Genomic DNA, 16,083 nt, shown 5'->3' with positions numbered 1-16,083 from the left:
TGGGAGGTGGTCAGACTGCAGAAAGCTGTCCCGGTCAGATTTATATCAAAAATCAATTCTAAAGAACTGCTTGAAAGGCATTGTGAAGGCTATTTCAAGAATATCTGGTTTACGAGTGCCAGATTCGGCGAGGTTTCTGCGGACTATAAAGAGGTCTGGTCCTTTCCCGGACCTGAACGCTCCTGGCGGTTCCAGCATCATTCCTTAGCTTCTGTTTCCCATCTGTGTGACGGATATGAGGAGCTTGGGGACGAGAAGTATTTAAAGAAAGCGGAAGAGCTGATCATTAACTGGCATCAGGTGAACTATCCTGAATCGCCTTCTGAGATGGGCTGGCATGATCATTCAACCGCGTACAGGCTGGCAAACATCTGCCGCTTCTTCTGCATCTGGAGGTCTGGACCGCTTTACCATAAGGAAATGGAAGAAGAGCTGGAGAAGATAGCGGCGGTGCATGCCGAAACACTTATGGAAGAAAGCTTCTATATGCCAAACCATAATCATGGACTTGAGCAGGATATGGCTCTGTATACGGCAGCTGTTACGTTTTCGGAAATCGAGGGAAGCAGCCGCTGGAGGGAACAGTCGCTTGAGCGCTTTTGGAATCAGGTCAATTATCTATTTGCAGCGGATGGAAGCTTTCTTGAGCATTCCCCGCAGTATGTCTATTCCCTCCTTAAAACACTGTTCAGATTCCTGGGCTACCTGAAGCTGACAGGTTACGGGGAATCCGGCATACTGGAGGAACGGCTGCACAATGCTTTCAGATTCCTGGTCTATATAAGCCGGCCGGACTGGAGGATCCCTTCTATAGGGGACAGCGAAAATGCACAGGTTTCACGACATGTACTGCAAGGCTGGAGCGCACAGACAAGACAGCTGATGCAAGAGCTTGAAGCTTCAGAAAAAGAAGGGACTCCCCCTCTTCCTGCCGATGCAGCCTTCTTTCAGGGAGGGTTTGCGGCTTTCAGGAATAAATGGGCGTGGGATGAAGAGGCGGTGCAGCTGATCGCATACAGCGGTTTCCATTCGAGAGTCCATAAGCATCATGATGATCTGTCATTTGTCCTTTTTGCCCGGGGAAGAGAACTGCTGACTGAAGGCGGGAAATATACCTATCATTATCAGTCGGAGGAACGGCAATATGTTGTATCTCCTCCCGCCCATAATAGTGTGATGGCAGATGGGCAGGAAGCAGGGATACCCAGCTTCAACAGAGGCAAAAGCGGACTCCTCTCAGCTGTGCTGACAAAGAATATTGCCTATGCATCAGGAATGCATGCTTTATATAAAAATATCAATCACAGGAGACTTTTTCTCTATCTGAAACCGGATGTCATTTTGGTTTTCGATCGCCTGAAAGGCTTTAAAGATCATACCTTTGAAACGCATTTTAATTTTCACAGCGAGCTTGAATGCCGAAAGGACAATGAGCATTTTATCGGCAGCCTTGAAGGTGAAGAAGCGATTGGCATCAGGCAAATCCATTCGAGCACCGGTGCTTATGAAGCCGGGACTGCTTCAGGTGAAACCAATCCATTGAAAGGATGGATTTCGCCGGATTACGGAAAGATGGTCCCTAATACGCTGCTGACCTTTAAGACAGAAGGAATGGCAGCGGACAATGTGTACGAAATCACATTGGGAGTCCCTCTGAAAAGCAGAGAAGCTCCTGAGGTGAAATGGGAGGGGGACCTGATTTTTGTCCGCTGGAGGAAATATAAAATTGAGATCCAGCTGACAGATTTTTATGAACATGTATTTATCAATGATAAATACTACCGCTCCAAAAAACATTTGAACACCCGGCTGATGGAGGCTGCCACTGAACATGAGGCAGAGCATATCCAGGCAGCAAGAAGAACTCGAGAGGGGACACCGGTATGATGGATAAAAATATCTTTGATTTTGCCCCGCACGAAGAAACAGGTGTGCAGGAGGAGATCCGGTTTGTGCTCAAGGACTTCCGCAAAGGCGAGTTTGCTCTTCTAAAGGTAATAGGGCCAGGAGAGAGGCTGGAGCTCTCAAGGGAAGAGCTTGGCGGACACTTGAATTATAAATATAAATATCAGACAAGGTCTGAAGGGAAATGGGCGGACATCACTAAATACCAGTACCTGCCGATGGAAACTGTATCAGAAGAGGGCCTGAAATATATTTACTTACACGAAGAGAACTCTCCCTTCCTGATCGTCGTATTCCAGGCAATGGCCAAGACTCCTGGATATAACTATATTAAAACCCTTGATGAGTTTCCGGTTTCAAAGCTGTTCATAAAAGACGACTATGGGCCGGAGCCGACAGGCGCCACCTATTACCTGGGGGAGGCAAAGAACCTGACAATTGCCCACAAAGTCCAGGATCTTATCGAGCGGATTCGTATCCATAATGGGCTGGATAAGGATAGGGTTATCTGTGCAGGGTCAAGCAAGGGCGGCTATGCATCTATTTTCCACTCCTTTCTTGGGGGATACGGCTTTGCTGTCGCAGGCGGCCCGCAAATCTACCTAGGGGATTATTTGGGGAAAAATCTCAAAAACCTGGAATCGGTCAGTACACCGGTCTTTCAATATATTACCGGCAGTTTGTCAGAGGAAGATAAAAGCTGGGCGAATGAGCTGATGACAGGCATGATAGCTGAGAAGCTTGCAGCCGGCAGTCCCCTTCCCCGGGTCATGATTCATGTCGGGAAAGGTGAACCCCATTATGAAGCCCATGTGAAGCCGTTTTCCGAGTTCCTGGCAGCAGAGAGCTATGAACATCTGGAACTTGATCTGGGAAACTATGATACACATAAGGAACTGGCCGTGCATTTCCCAATTTTTCTTCAGCAAAAGATTAGACAAATTATGAGAACAGGAGTGGTGTTATTATGAAAATCTGTACAATTGGACTGGGTTATATCGGACTGCCGACATCCATCATGTTTGCCAAGCATGGAGCGGAGGTCACAGGCGTTGATGTCAAAGCAGAGGTTGTTGAATTGCTTAATTCAGGAACCATACATATTGAAGAGCCAGGTCTGCAGGAGGCACTCAGCGAAGTTGTTTCAAAAGGGAATTTCAAAGCATCCCTTGCTCCAGAACCTGCTGATGCATTTATCATCTCCGTTCCTACGCCTAATAACAATGATGAATACAAATCCTGTGATTTATCATATGTACTAAGTGCTGTAAGCTCGGTTATCCCTTATTTGAAGCAGGGCAATGTCGTAATCGTCGAATCAACGATTGCGCCAAGAAGCATGGACGACCATGTTCTCCCGCTCATTGAACAGGCCGGATTTACTGCAGGAAAGGACATTTTCCTTGTGCACTGCCCTGAACGGGTGCTTCCTGGCCAGATTCTTCATGAACTAATTTATAATAACCGCATTGTCGGCGGGATTACACCAGAATGCACCGAGGCAGGCGCCATGGTTTACAGCACCTTCGTAAAAGGGGAAATCATCAAGACGACGGCAAAAACAGCTGAAATGTCCAAGCTGATGGAAAATACATTCCGTGATGTGAATATTGCATTGGCAAATGAGCTGACCAAGGTATGCAATGATCTTGAAATTAACGCGCTGGATGTTATTGAAATGGCGAACAAGCATCCGCGTGTAAACCTGCATACACCTGGCCCCGGTGTGGGTGGCCACTGCCTGGCGGTCGATCCGTATTTCATCGTTTCCAAATCGCCGGATAAGGCCAAGATCATTGAACTGTCACGCTCAGTCAACACATCCATGCCCCATTATGTGGTGGAAAATATAAATCGCCTGATGGAAGGCGCCAACGGAAATACAATTACCCTGCTCGGACTCACCTACAAAGGAAATGTCGATGACATCAGGGAGAGTCCTGCAATGGAAATCAGGGAGCTTCTTCTGCAGCAGGGAAAATATGAAATCCGTTCCCATGATCCGCATGTAGAACTTGATTGGGTGACAAAGGACTTCGAGGAGGCTGTTATGAATTCAAGCCTGGCTGTCATATTGACAGACCATAATGAATTCAAAGAATTAGACTTCGGAAAAATGGCCAAGATGACAGACAAGAGAATCTTTGATACGAAGAAGATTGTCCAAAACCTGTCAGACGAAATCGAATATATCCATTTCGGGAACTTATTCCATTATAATAAAGAAAAAATCTTGGTATAACCATACAGCAGGATGGCACAGTAATGGGCCGTCCTCTGTTTCCTTATAGAGGAAAGGTAATTCAGGAGAATTGAGGGCGTTAATAGTGAAAGCCGTTTTTCAGATTATGAAAGAACAGGCCTTGCATCTTCATTTAATATTCAGGCTTGCCCTATTTGAAATAAAAAGCACCTATCAGCTTCATTATCTCGGTATTTTCTGGCAGATTTTGAATCCAGCTGCGCGAATATTTGTGTACTGGCTGGTGTTTGGGCTCGGGATCAGGGGAGGGGAGCCGGTTGGAGAGATTCCATTTTTCATCTGGCTGATTCTCGGACTGATTCCATGGCTGTTTATAAGTCCAGCGATCATACAGGGCTCAAATAGTATTTTTGCCAAGATCAGCCTTGTTTCCAAAATGAAATTCCCGATTAGTGTCATGCCATCAGTTGCAATCATATCAAACAGCTTTAATTTTCTCATTCTGCTTGCCCTATTAATGGTGCTGCTTATTGTGTACGGAATCAATCCGGGGATCTATCTGCTCCAGCTCCCTTATTATTTGGCTGCGCTATACTTGTTTTTATTTTCCGTGACCCTGCTTTTCTCAACAATCTCTGCAGTATTCAGGGATTTTCAGAGCGTGCTTCAATCGCTGATGAGAATGATGGTGTATGTGCTCCCGATCCTGTGGGACGTCAGCAGCCTTGCGTCGCCCTGGCTGGAAATATTAAAGCTGAATCCTCTTTTCTATCTGATCCAAGGGTTCAGAAGTACGTTATTAGGCGGCGCCTGGTTTTATGAAGATATAACATACACAATCTATTTCTGGGCAATTACATTGGTCATTCTTTTGATTGGGTCTATGCTTCATATGAAATTCAGGAACAGGTTCATTGATTATTTATAGACGGGGAGGGCAGTATGAAGAAGCCAAAGGTCATATTTCGAAACGTAGCAAAGGAATATAAGCTTTTCAAAGCCAATTCAGAAAAGCTGAAGGATCTGTTTCTCTGGAGTAAAAAAAACAGGAGCTTCCTGGCGCTGAATGATGTCTCCTTTGAAGTGTATGAAGGGGAAACCATTGGTGTCATCGGAATCAATGGATCCGGAAAATCAACCCTGTCCAACCTCCTGGCGCAAGTAACCTCGCCGACAGCAGGAAGCATTGAGCTCAATGGGGAAACGAGCCTGATTGCCATATCGGCAGGGCTCAATAATCAGCTTACCGGCTTGGAGAATATCGAGCTGAAGGGGCTTATGCTGGGCATGAGCAGGCGGGAGATCGCCGAATTGACCCCTGCAATCTGCGAGTTTGCCGATATTGGGGAATTTATCGACCAGCCTGTCAAAAAATATTCAAGCGGAATGAAATCCCGCTTAGGCTTTGCCATCTCGGTGCATACCAACCCTGACATCCTTGTCGTGGATGAAGCTCTTTCGGTCGGGGATGAAACATTCTATAAGAAATGCCTGGCAAAGATAGACGACTTCAGGGCGGGCGGCAGGACGATCTTTTTTATCAGCCACTCGCTTTCACAGATCAGCTCTTTGTCTGACCGTGTTTTATGGCTGCATTTTGGCGAGGTTAAGGAGTTCGGCGGGACGAAGGAAACGGTTAAAAAGTATAAGGAGTTCATCTCCTGGTACAATGGGCTTGAAGAAGCTGAGAAAAAGAATTATCGAAATGAAATGCTTAAAGGCCAGAAGCAAAGCATAATGTAAAAAGGAGGGGAAATCCCCTCCTTTTTGCTGTTATTGTTCAAAAATACGTGATGGGCCAGTATTCTCATCTTCTGTGATATGGCCGTCAAATTCCGTCCCTTTTAATATGAAGTAATCGAGTTCATTGCCATCCTTGTCCGCATAATGATTTCCTTCAAGCTTAACTTTGCCGCCATACGTGATATGAAAGAAAGCGCGCGTATTGCCGGTACCGCTGTTATTTAAGAAGGAAATATGGTTTCCGCGGCTGACAAAATGATAATCAAAATTCTCCACAGTATTATTTTCGAAGGTTATATACTCTGCTGTTGAATGGGTGCCAAAGCCGCTGTTGCCGGCTGCCAGCGTTCCTTTATCAGGCCCGTATGCCGTACTGTTTTCGACCCTTCCGAACCTGGATGGTATGTCGCCGGAGAAGTCAACGCCCCGCCTCACCTTTTCAAAGGTGGAGTTCCTGACGGTGGTCCCGCGGCCGCCATAATCCTGGAAACCATATCCCGTCGGCACAGACTCATCCGTATGCAGGCTGAAAAATGATTTTTCCAGAGTGGCATTTATGTTCTTGATTAACTTGAGCCCTGTTTCCTGGGCTTTGCTGACATTGATATTCTTGAAGGTGGAGTCCACGGCTGGATCTATGATAATTGCCGTATTTTTAACAGGCTCTGTGTAGGAAAAGCGGACATTTTCCACATGGATTGTCTTTGGAGAATACAGATTGACTATCACCTTTTCTCCTTCACTGACAGCATAGCTGTCATCCGTTTTGGAGGATAGATAGATGGTATCCCCTGAAACCTTTTCCACGGTATGCAGTTCGCCTTTTGTCAGGCTGTTCCGGTTATCCCAATGCCAAAGCACATTTGACTTCAATTCAATTATATCGCCGGGCTGAGCTTTTTTTGCTTCGTTGGCTTTAACTGCCTTCGTTCCTTTTTTCACATCCTCAGTAAGATAGAGGGAGGATCGGGCCTTATTGCGAAAGTAAAAAACGCTTTCCTCATTTGATTGCTGGATGATGTTTGCTTTTTTTGAGCCGGATATAAGCTTTATGCTCCGGTCGGCCGTTAATGTCTGATCAATATAATAGGTGGCGCCTTCCTTTAATTTGACGGTTTCTGCACCGCTGTCCAAAGCCTTTTGGATTGCTGCAGTATCAAGCCGGCGGTCAAACCCGTCTCCCCCGAATTCTTCAGGTGTGGAAAAGGATGCAGGAGGCTCCCGAAGCAAAAGGACAGCCAAAGTCAGGACGAGCAAGGCCAAGGATAGGAGTTTTATCTTTTTCACGGCTGGATTCTTCAATATGTCTCCTCCTTTGTCTGGGCTGGCGTTTAACTCTAGTATATAGCATATGAAGAAAAAATCCCCGGACTTTACGGTCCAGGGATGTGGGATTTATCTTATATAAGTTAGATTAGGGCCTTTATTGTTATAATGTTTGATATTGCCATTGAAAGAGCTGCTTCTTAAGATAAAGTAATCTAATTTACTTTTGTTAGTACTGGTATACCTGTTATCGGCAAGGGTTATATGATCTCCGTAATTGGTATGCAGAAATGCTTTTGAAACGCCTGTTCCGCTATTCTTGATAAACGAAATATAATCACCGCGGCTGACAAATTGGTAGTCAAAATTCTGGACCACATTATTTCTAAATTCAATGTATTCCGCGGTCGAATGTGTACCAAAACCGCTGTTGCCTGACGCAAGGGACCCTTTTTTTGGACCGATGGCTTTGCTGTACTGAACTAATCCATACCTCGATGGAATATCGCCTGAAAAATCAACTCCCCTTCTAACTTCCTGGAAAGTGGAACTTAATATTTTCGTATTTATTCCGCCGTAGTCCTGTATTCCGTATCCAGTATTGATGTCTTTTGTTGTTCCCAATCTAATGGAGGCCTTCTCAACTCTTGCATTTACATTCTTTATAAGCTTCAGCCCGGTCAGCTTTGAGTTTTGAATGGAAATTTGTTTGAAGCTGGAATTTACACTTGGATCTATTATAAGCGCAGTCGTCTCAACTGCTTTTGGATATTTAAAGTCTATATTCTCCAAAACAATCCTGTTCGGGGAATATGTACGCACTTCTGCTTTTTCGCCTTTGCCTATATTGTATAAATCATTTGTTTTCGTATTTAAATAGATATTATTTCCGGAAACACTTTTAACCGTGTGGATTTCTCCCTTGGTCAAAGTGGATCTGTTATCCCACTTCCAAAGCTTGTCGGACTTAAGCTCAACTATATCTCCTGCCTTAACTCCTTTTATGTCAGAGGCAGTTATGAATGTTGAACCCTTTGTGATACTCCTTGAAGCCGAAGCAGTGGTTTTTGCCTTGTTCCTGAAGTATAAAATCCCTTCTTTAGAGGATTTTTGGATAATGGCTGCTTTTTTAGGTCCTGAAGTAATCTTGATGCTTTTGTTTACCGAGAGCCTTTCATCGATATAATAAGAGGCTCCTTCTTTAAGGTAGATTATATCTGCACCGCTGTTAATCGCCTTTTTTAAAGCCGCAGTATCAGGGTGTTCATCAAATCCATCCGCACCGAATTGTTCCGGTGTGACGGTGGTTACAGCAGCAGAGGTATGGGCAGGAAGCATTGAGATAGACAGCAGAATGGGGATGAGAGGTAAAGTCAGCTTTTTATACATTGTTTCTTCCTTTCTTATAAAACTATTGTCCTGAGTCAAAAGAGAGCCGGACAAGCAAGACTAAAGGTTTGTGGGTGATAATAAACCCAAAAGGCTAATAATCACCAGCTCTTTCTGGTTATATCGGCAGGGGTCGAAAGATGTTTAAAGGGAAAATGTGGAAAGGTGCAGAGGTAATCCTGGAGATAAGTACTGGTTTTCTGGTCCTGTGTACGGCAGGGGAAAGAAGGAAATGTTTATGTTACTAGTTAGGTATGAGTATTATCAGTCGCTGATAGGTTAGGGCGTTAAGTAGTGCTATATATCGGGCTTGGTGCAAGTTTTGGTAATGAATGTAATTTTCTGGTTTGGTTAGAGAGGTTGGTAGAATAAATGGCCGAGTTGGTAGAAAAATTCGAGATTTGGTAGAATAACCAAAAGAGTTGGTAGAATAAAAGCTAAAGTCGGTAGAATCGCACTGGATACAGATAAAATCCTATCTCAATCAATGAGAAATGCCCCTCCAGCACTTGATAGAGGGGCATTTTTTATGCTTTTTCAACCTTCAATACTCATCGGCTTAACAAATTTACCTGTTTACACAGCTTTTTGCTCGGGCGGCAGTCCAATTCTCATCCATAAGATGACTTCGTCTTCTCTCTCATTTTTCCCAGACATACAGCGGAACCATACGTCATGCAGCCTGCAACCTTATCTCACCAGCAGGAATCCCCGGGGAGATTAGCTAATATAAAAAGTATCAAATAAAAGCAGGTGAAGCATATGGCAGCAAAAAAAATCTTATTTATCGGCGACAGCATCACAGATCACGGCAGAAGAGAGGATCCTGAGCAGATTGGATTCGGTTATGTAAGGAATCTGCGTGACTATTATATAACGTCTTTTCCTGAAAAGAAGTTAGAGTTTATCAACAGAGGTGTGAGCGGCAACCGCGTGACTGACCTTGCCGACCGCTGGAAGGCGGATGTCATTGATATTCAGCCGGATCTTGTTTCCATTTCGATTGGCATAAATGATGTATGGAGGCAGCTGGACAGTCCAGGGATCGTGCAGATAGAGCCTGGGCGATTTAAAGAAGTTTATGAGGACTTGCTGACAGAAGTGAAAGAGAAGACGAAAGCTGAAATTGTGCTTATGGAGCCGACTGTTATTGAGGAGGATGTCCAGTCGGAAGGCAATAGGCTGCTTGTCCCGTATGTTGAGGCAGTGCATGAAATGGCTGAGCAGTTCAATGCAGCGGTTGTTACGGAGCATAAGGCATTTATCCGGTATCTGAAGTCGGGAGGTAAACTTAAGCTGACGACAGATGGGGTGCATATGACATCGGCTGGGGATATGCTGATGGCCCGGACCTGGGTTATGGGAGCAGGTTCTTTGTCTGTTTTTAACTGATATTGATTTGGTTCTGGGGGCATTTTTGCGGTGTAAGGGCGTGTAGTTTTCCAATAAATGTATTTTATGTAGAATGACGCTGTTTTTATGTAGAATAACTGTAAAAATAGGTAGAATAATTAAGAATTTATGTAGAAAAATAGAATATTTATGTAGAATCTTATATGATTGCAGCTTGACTGTCCCTTTTACATACTGTAGAAGGGTATTTTTCATGCTATGCCATACTCAAATACGGTCCAGCTGGACATTCTCTTCCGATTCAACCTCCTTCTGCAAGGCTGGCATCCAATTTTCCGAGAAAAACCCACAAAATCGTAAAACCTCACCTTTTCCCGCCACCCCCCTCATTGACATCCCCCTATTTTTCTGCAATAATAATAACCAATTAAATACTGGTACCTTTAATTCAGTCCCGTGAGGCTGGCAAGGACAGCGGAAATTATGAGAATCATTGGGTGAGGTGTATCCTGCCCGCTGGTTTTTCATGTGGAAAAAGGCTTCTTGTCGGAAACGGCGAGAAGCCTTTTTTCGTTCCAGCTTCTTATCATCGAAGTCTCCTTTGGTACCAGTTTCAACATTATTGAAACTTATAGGAGGAATGGAAATGAGTAAAGCAGATTTGGATTTTTCACTGAGTGCGGTTCCGCAGAAGCACCGCAGCGGCTTTTGGAGAATGCTTGTGGTGATGCTGGGACTGACGTTTTTCTCGGCAAGCATGTGGTCAGGGGGGACTCTTGGTTCAGGGCTGACTTTTATGCAATTTATCGGCATTGTGCTGGCAGGGAACCTGATTCTTGGCGCTTATACAGGGGCGCTCGCTTATATCGCGGCAAAGACGGGTTTATCGACACATCTGCTGACGCGCTATGCGTTCGGTGAAAAGGGTTCTTATCTTTCTTCATTCTTACTGGCAGCGACCCAGGTCGGCTGGTTCGGCGTGGGTGTGGCGATGTTTGCTCTTCCTGTCCAGAAGGTGACAGGGCTTGATGCGTATCTGCTGATTGCGATTGCCGGCATCCTGATGACGGCGACAGCGTTTTTTGGAATGAAGGCTTTGGCGATCTTAAGTTTTATCGCGGTCCCTCTCATCACAATTCTTGGCAGCTTTTCAGTATTCAAGGCAACAGAAACGGTTGGCGGGTTAGATGGCCTAATGCAGTATCAGCCAACAGAAGCAATCGGGCTTGCTGCGGCATTGACGATCTGTGTGGGTTCTTTTATCAGTGCTGGAACGCTTACGCCTGATTTTGCCCGCTTTGCTCATACAAAGCGCTCAGCAGTCATTACGACTGTAATTGCCTTCTTTATCGGAAATTCACTCATGTTCATCTTCGGAGCGATCGGTGCTATCGCAACTGGCCAATCGGATATTTCAGAAGTGATGTTCATTCAAAAGTTAATTCTCCCGGCCATCCTGGTGCTCGGACTTAATATCTGGACAACCAATGACAATGCGCTGTATGCATCCGGCCTCGGCTTCTCAAGCATCACAAAAATTGCAAAAAGCAAGGTTGTCATTTTTAACGGAATCGTCGGTACAATCCTCGCGATGTGGCTTTACAATAACTTTGTCGGATGGCTGACCATCCTTGGGGCAGCTCTGCCGCCTGTTGGAGCCATCATTCTGGCGGACTATTTTATCATCAACAGAGGCAAGTACAAGAAGTTTGAGCAAATGACATTCAAAGCTGTCAACTGGCCGGCCATGATTGCCTGGGGTGCGGGTGTGGCTGCTGCGAATTTCATCCCGGGAATTCCTCCGGTCAATGCACTGCTTGGGGCGGCGATCACATTCATCGTCATCTCCAAGCTTGCAGCTCTCACGGCAAACACAGGCACAATAACAGAAATGGAAAAGGTGAGCTAAATGATGTTAATCAAAAATGCGAAGCTAAGAAGCCAGGATGGGCTATGGAATATAATAGTAAGAGACGAAAAGATTGCGGAATTGTCGCAGGGAGATGTAACAGATTGGGAAGGCGAGGAGCTGGATATAAAAGGGGGGCTCGTTACAGCACCTTTCATCGAACCACATATCCACCTTGATACAACACTGACAGCAGGCGAGCCTGAATGGAATCAGAGCGGCACACTGTTCGAGGGGATCCAGAGATGGGCTCAGCGTAAGGAGACTTTGACACATGAGGATGTAAAGGCGCGGGCTAAAAAAGCGCTCAAATGGCAGATCGCACAGGGAATTCAGCATGTCCGCACACATGTGGATGTGACGGATCCAACCTTGACTGCGCTGAAGGCGCTTTTAGAAGTAAAAGAAGAAATGGCTTCACATGTTGATCTGCAGCTGGTCGCTTTTCCGCAGGAGGGAATTCTTTCTTATCCAAGCGGGGCAGAACTGATGGAAGAAGCGCTGAAAATGGGTGCAGACGTGGTCGGCGGCATCCCGCACTTTGAGTTTACGAGAGAATATGGCGTATCTTCTATGAAAATTGCATTCGACCTTGCGGAAAAATATGACCGTCTTGTAGACATTCACTGCGACGAAATCGATGATGAGCAGTCACGGTTTGTAGAAGTAGTGGCAGCGGAAGCATATGAGCGGGGGTTCGGCAGCAAGGTGACGGCCAGCCATACGACGGCGATGGGCTCCTATAATGATGCTTATGCCTACAAGCTCTTCAGGCTGCTGAAGATGTCGGGAATAAACTTTGTGGCTAACCCCCTTGTGAATATCCATCTTCAGGGCCGTTTTGATACGTATCCAAAGCGGAGGGGCATCACAAGAGTGAAGGAGCTTCTTGAAGCGGGAATGAATGTGAGCTTCGGCCATGATGATATCTTTGATCCTTGGTACCCGCTTGGTACAGGCAATATGCTTCAGGTTCTCCACATGGGCATCCACGTATCCCAGCTCATGGGTTATGAAGAAATTGTCCGTTCCTTCGATCTGATTACAGATAACAGCGCCAAGACGCTTCATATCGAAGACAGCTACGGGATAGAAGCTGGAAAACCGGCCAGCTTCATTGTCCTTGACGCTGAAAATGAATACGAAGCCATCCGCAAACAGGCAGCCGTCCTTTACTCTATTAGGAACGGCAAGATCATCGCGCAGACAAGCCCAAGGCAGACTTCTATTCTGCTTGGGGAGCAAAGAGAAAGTATAGATTATAGCAAATAGCTAAAAGAAAAAGGGCAGCAAGCAGCTGTCCTTTTTTTGGTGACACTTATTTGGTGCCAGGTAGCACAAAAAGACACTTCCCCATAAGTGTCCACGGAAGGTACCAGGTAGCATAAAAGGACACTTTCCCCATATGTGTCCACGGAAGGTACCAGGTAGCATAAAAAGACACTTTCCCCATATGTGTCCACGAACTATACCTGGTACCCAATTCTGGCACCCAATCTTTGGCACTTAATCTTGCCATTTACCCCTCCTCTTTCTTTGTACTATAATGACACAGGTAGTAGTTTTATATAAGTTTTGTTGCAAAGAGGTAGAATAGATGAAAAATATATATCTAGATTATAATCAGATCTCCCTTTCACTTGATTCTCTTGCGGAAGAGATTAAGAGGGAGGGCTTTGATGCGCTTGTGATTATTTTGCGGGGCGGCTCTTTTCCTGGCTTTCACCTGGCTTTCCTCACAGGGCTGCCATATTATTTTTTGACATATGACCGCATCAGCGAGTCTGCCGATTGGAAAGGGGCGGCTCCGAGCCTGAAGAAGGTGCTGCTTGTAGAGGACTTTGCCGGGATGGGTAAAACACTGATCAGCAGCAGAGAATTTTTGACCAATCAAGGAATGGATGTCAGAACACTGGTCATCTGTAAGGACCCCAAGTCCGCTTCAGTGCCGGATTATTTTTGCTTTGAAACAAGGGAAAACAATGTCCGTTTCATTTTGCCATGGGAAAGGTTCAGGCTCAATCCGGCGGAAAGCAGGGTTTCAAGAGCGGAAAATATCGCCGATCATCAATTTGAGAGGACCCTTTGGGATGAAACTCTCTTTTCCTTTGTCCGCGAAGGCGATGGGATTGCGGCAGGGCATATCGATAAAGGGGAGATGGCGATTTCACTCGGCTTTACCCATGTGGTGACGGTGAATGTGGAAGAGGCCATTCTAATATCCTCACAATACCCTGAGCTTAGGGTAGCATGGTGGGACGGAGAGAGAAGATTTATGATACAGTCTAAAGCGGTATAAGGAATGAGGCACAGGTACTTGTTCCTCTTTTTTGCTGAAAGATACTATCATCTTTGGATTTTCCCAAGCAGGAATTGCAATAAAGAACATTAGATTAACTCCTGTTGCGAGTAGATTACGCAATAGAGAACCTGGCATTTCTTGAATTAGACCAGTCAACAAATAAACACTCCATAAGGCCTAAGTTATAGCGACAAGATTTTTGTGAGTTTTCCCAAGGTCAACCCCATTGTTGCAGCTGTCAATATTTGATAGTTTTAAGAGGAAGAACCAGAAACTATTTTAGGAGGAGACACTATGAAAAAACTTGGGAAAATCGTATTAGCGTCTGCTATGTCTTTAGGAATCCTGGGCGGAGTCGGAACCTTTGGAACATCTACTGCGGAAGCTGCCCCTCCAGGCTGCTTCGGCCCGGTCTATTATTATGTGAAATCTGGGGATACACTCTCGGAAATTGCCGCTAAATATGGGGTTACAACATCCTACCTGGCATCACTGAACAATATCTCAGATCCGAATAAAATCTATGTGGGTCAGCGTTTAATGACATATAACTGCAATTAATACAATTAAAGCCTCCATCCTGTTGAATAGGATGGAGGCTTCTTTTATCCTTTACAGCCCTGGCTCATAAGCGGTATTCGGGATTTTTTCATAATCATCCGCATCCAGGTTTTCCACGGATCCGTCTGCAACTCCTTTAATAATGGCATTCAATCCGGTTTCGACTGCTTTGACAAGCTGACCTTTTTTCTTTTGGCCAAGTGTATGTGACTGGCCTCTTACCTCAAACAGAACAGTGCCGCTGCCGTTAAGAGCAAAGCTTCCCAATGCAGTTCCTGGAAGGTCAAGGTTCCGCTGATAGAGGGTGATGTTATTAAATGGCGAGTTTCCGATCGACTGCAGTGCGTTATAAGCTGCTAGATTCAGCTGCTTAGAGAACTCAACATTATATTGATCTGCATATTCTGCATATTTTGCTCCTGCCGGAGTGTTTGGATCAGGCACAAACTCGCCTGACAAGGACATAGTGACGATGTCATCCGTTCCCTCTACAAAGTATTGCCCCTGATGGTGAAGGTCAACAAAGACATCAACCTTTCCAAACTCGGCCATTAATCCTTTATACACATCCCTGACGGTTTGGGATTCCGGTGTTATGTACCAGCCTGGCTGGCTTGACCTGCCTGGGAAATCCTCGGCTCGGGGGACGTAATCCAGATTAGGGTTGAAGTCGCGGTTTACATCAAACCCGGGCTGTCCGGTGTAATTCCGCTCCTGGATTGTGCCAGACGCATAATAATTCCAGGCCGGCCTCACTGCAGCTGCAAGCTGAGGGAAGTCCTGCACAGCTTCCGACCAGGACATATCGTTTCCGCGTCGGTCAAGCTCTGAAGCGTCCGGATTCATTTTTGGCAGAACAACCAAAGTGACACTTTCGCGGATTTCCCTGGCTTCCGGTGAATTGCTGGATCCGAGATACTGAAGGATTTTTAACAGTGCCTCTGTGCCAGTCTTTTCATTGCCGTGAATCTCGCTTTCAATCAGTATCACTTTATCCCCCGTACCGACCCTTGCCTGATAGATGTCCCGCCCCTGATTGGATTGGCCGACAACCGATAACGATACTTTACCCTGGCTGCTCTTTTTAATCTGCTGGAGCCTGTTCACCATTTCCGCATAGTCAGTAAATCCAGCCACAGAGCTGGCCTCATACTGACCCGCTTTGCTATTGTCAGGAGATTTGGCCGCAATGGCTGTGCCTCCAACCCCCGCACATAAAACAACTGCTGTGCTTAATCCTGCAATCCATTTGTTTTTCTTCATCCTGCCACTCTCCTTTGTTTTTCTTACAAAGACTATTCTAAATCGACAAGCCGCTAACATCTTGTCGAAATAGGAACTGTGCCCGGGTCTAGTTTTGTAGGAATGAAATGAAGGTTGTCGAAAATTTCGCATTCCGAAATAATTGAATAGTTCGTCCTATCGGGTGTATGAAGGGGCTATGCCCAATGT

General features: G+C 45.5%; 13 protein-coding genes. 10 read left to right on the top strand and 3 right to left on the bottom strand.

Annotation, left to right across the window (positions count from 1 at the left end):
* Positions 1 to 6 precede the first annotated feature (6 nt).
* The 5 genes from ACQCVH_RS11125 to tagH all read left to right on the top strand — a co-directional run bounded on the left by ACQCVH_RS11125 (position 7) and on the right by tagH (position 5,851).
* Entirely contained in the window at positions 7 to 1,887 is a 1,881-nt protein-coding gene (locus ACQCVH_RS11125) for an alginate lyase family protein (protein WP_426835726.1), read from the top strand.
* The gene (locus ACQCVH_RS11120; protein ID WP_426835725.1) at positions 1,884 to 2,876 is read left to right on the top strand and encodes a hypothetical protein; all 993 of its coding nucleotides are present in this window, start codon (positions 1,884 to 1,886) and stop codon (positions 2,874 to 2,876) included. Before ACQCVH_RS11125 ends, ACQCVH_RS11120 begins: the two co-directional genes overlap by 4 nt.
* Positions 2,873 to 4,147, top strand: a complete 1,275-nt coding sequence (locus ACQCVH_RS11115) for a nucleotide sugar dehydrogenase (protein WP_426835724.1) — start codon at positions 2,873 to 2,875, stop codon at positions 4,145 to 4,147. Before ACQCVH_RS11120 ends, ACQCVH_RS11115 begins: the two co-directional genes overlap by 4 nt.
* An 85-nt stretch (positions 4,148 to 4,232) precedes the next feature.
* Entirely contained in the window at positions 4,233 to 5,036 is an 804-nt protein-coding gene (locus ACQCVH_RS11110; protein ID WP_426835723.1) for an ABC transporter permease, read from the top strand.
* Between the two features lie 14 nt (positions 5,037 to 5,050).
* Entirely contained in the window at positions 5,051 to 5,851 is an 801-nt protein-coding gene (gene tagH / locus ACQCVH_RS11105; RefSeq protein WP_426835722.1) for a teichoic acids export ABC transporter ATP-binding subunit TagH, read from the top strand.
* A gap of 30 nt (positions 5,852 to 5,881) precedes the next feature.
* On the opposite strand, the gene ACQCVH_RS11100 is transcribed toward tagH, so the two are convergent.
* On the bottom strand, positions 5,882 to 7,153 hold the full coding sequence (locus ACQCVH_RS11100; RefSeq protein ID WP_426835721.1) for a right-handed parallel beta-helix repeat-containing protein: 1,272 nt from the start codon (positions 7,151 to 7,153) through the stop codon (positions 5,882 to 5,884).
* 93 nt (positions 7,154 to 7,246) lie between these two features.
* On the bottom strand, positions 7,247 to 8,506 hold the full coding sequence (locus tag ACQCVH_RS11095) for a hypothetical protein (RefSeq protein ID WP_426835720.1): 1,260 nt from the start codon (positions 8,504 to 8,506) through the stop codon (positions 7,247 to 7,249).
* A 762-nt stretch (positions 8,507 to 9,268) separates the two neighbouring features.
* On the opposite strand from ACQCVH_RS11095, the gene ACQCVH_RS11090 reads away from it, so the two are divergent.
* The 5 genes from ACQCVH_RS11090 (at position 9,269) to ACQCVH_RS11070 (ending at position 14,631) form a co-directional block, all read left to right on the top strand.
* Positions 9,269 to 9,898, top strand: a complete 630-nt coding sequence (locus tag ACQCVH_RS11090) for an SGNH/GDSL hydrolase family protein (RefSeq protein ID WP_426835719.1) — start codon at positions 9,269 to 9,271, stop codon at positions 9,896 to 9,898.
* A gap of 607 nt (positions 9,899 to 10,505) precedes the next feature.
* Positions 10,506 to 11,768, top strand: coding sequence for a cytosine permease (codB, locus tag ACQCVH_RS11085; RefSeq protein WP_426835718.1), 1,263 nt, complete (start codon positions 10,506 to 10,508; stop codon positions 11,766 to 11,768).
* 3 nt (positions 11,769 to 11,771) lie between these two features.
* Entirely contained in the window at positions 11,772 to 13,040 is a 1,269-nt protein-coding gene (locus tag ACQCVH_RS11080; protein ID WP_426835836.1) for a cytosine deaminase, read from the top strand.
* Between the two features lie 325 nt (positions 13,041 to 13,365).
* Complete coding sequence (locus tag ACQCVH_RS11075; RefSeq protein WP_426835717.1) at positions 13,366 to 14,067, top strand: phosphoribosyltransferase; 702 nt, start codon at positions 13,366 to 13,368, stop codon at positions 14,065 to 14,067.
* Positions 14,068 to 14,364: 297 nt separating this feature from the next.
* Positions 14,365 to 14,631: a LysM peptidoglycan-binding domain-containing protein gene (locus ACQCVH_RS11070; RefSeq protein ID WP_426835716.1), complete on the top strand. Its 267-nt coding sequence runs from the start codon at positions 14,365 to 14,367 to the stop codon at positions 14,629 to 14,631.
* A gap of 51 nt (positions 14,632 to 14,682) precedes the next feature.
* Here ACQCVH_RS11070 and ACQCVH_RS11065 read toward each other — a convergent pair whose 3' ends face one another.
* Complete coding sequence (locus ACQCVH_RS11065; protein ID WP_426835715.1) at positions 14,683 to 15,894, bottom strand: M14 family zinc carboxypeptidase; 1,212 nt, start codon at positions 15,892 to 15,894, stop codon at positions 14,683 to 14,685.
* Between the last annotated feature and the right edge of the window lie 189 nt (positions 15,895 to 16,083).

The sequence above is a fragment of the Bacillus infantis genome, from assembly GCF_050107595.1.
Classification (GTDB): domain Bacteria; phylum Bacillota; class Bacilli; order Bacillales; family Cytobacillaceae; genus Bacillus_AB; species Bacillus_AB infantis_C.
This window is presented reverse-complemented; position numbering and strand designations above follow the sequence as displayed.

Coding starts and splice junctions, on each gene's coding strand:
- ACQCVH_RS11120 (WP_426835725.1), top strand. CDS start 1,884: ATGATGGATAAAAATATCTTTGATTTTGCCCCGCACGAAGAAACAGGT.
- ACQCVH_RS11115 (WP_426835724.1), top strand. CDS start 2,873: ATGAAAATCTGTACAATTGGACTGGGTTATATCGGACTGCCGACATCC.
- tagH (WP_426835722.1), top strand. CDS start 5,051: ATGAAGAAGCCAAAGGTCATATTTCGAAACGTAGCAAAGGAATATAAG.
- ACQCVH_RS11095 (WP_426835720.1), bottom strand. CDS start 8,506: ATGTATAAAAAGCTGACTTTACCTCTCATCCCCATTCTGCTGTCTATC.
- ACQCVH_RS11090 (WP_426835719.1), top strand. CDS start 9,269: ATGGCAGCAAAAAAAATCTTATTTATCGGCGACAGCATCACAGATCAC.
- codB (WP_426835718.1), top strand. CDS start 10,506: ATGAGTAAAGCAGATTTGGATTTTTCACTGAGTGCGGTTCCGCAGAAG.
- ACQCVH_RS11080 (WP_426835836.1), top strand. CDS start 11,772: ATGTTAATCAAAAATGCGAAGCTAAGAAGCCAGGATGGGCTATGGAAT.
- ACQCVH_RS11075 (WP_426835717.1), top strand. CDS start 13,366: ATGAAAAATATATATCTAGATTATAATCAGATCTCCCTTTCACTTGAT.
- ACQCVH_RS11070 (WP_426835716.1), top strand. CDS start 14,365: ATGAAAAAACTTGGGAAAATCGTATTAGCGTCTGCTATGTCTTTAGGA.
- ACQCVH_RS11065 (WP_426835715.1), bottom strand. CDS start 15,894: ATGAAGAAAAACAAATGGATTGCAGGATTAAGCACAGCAGTTGTTTTA.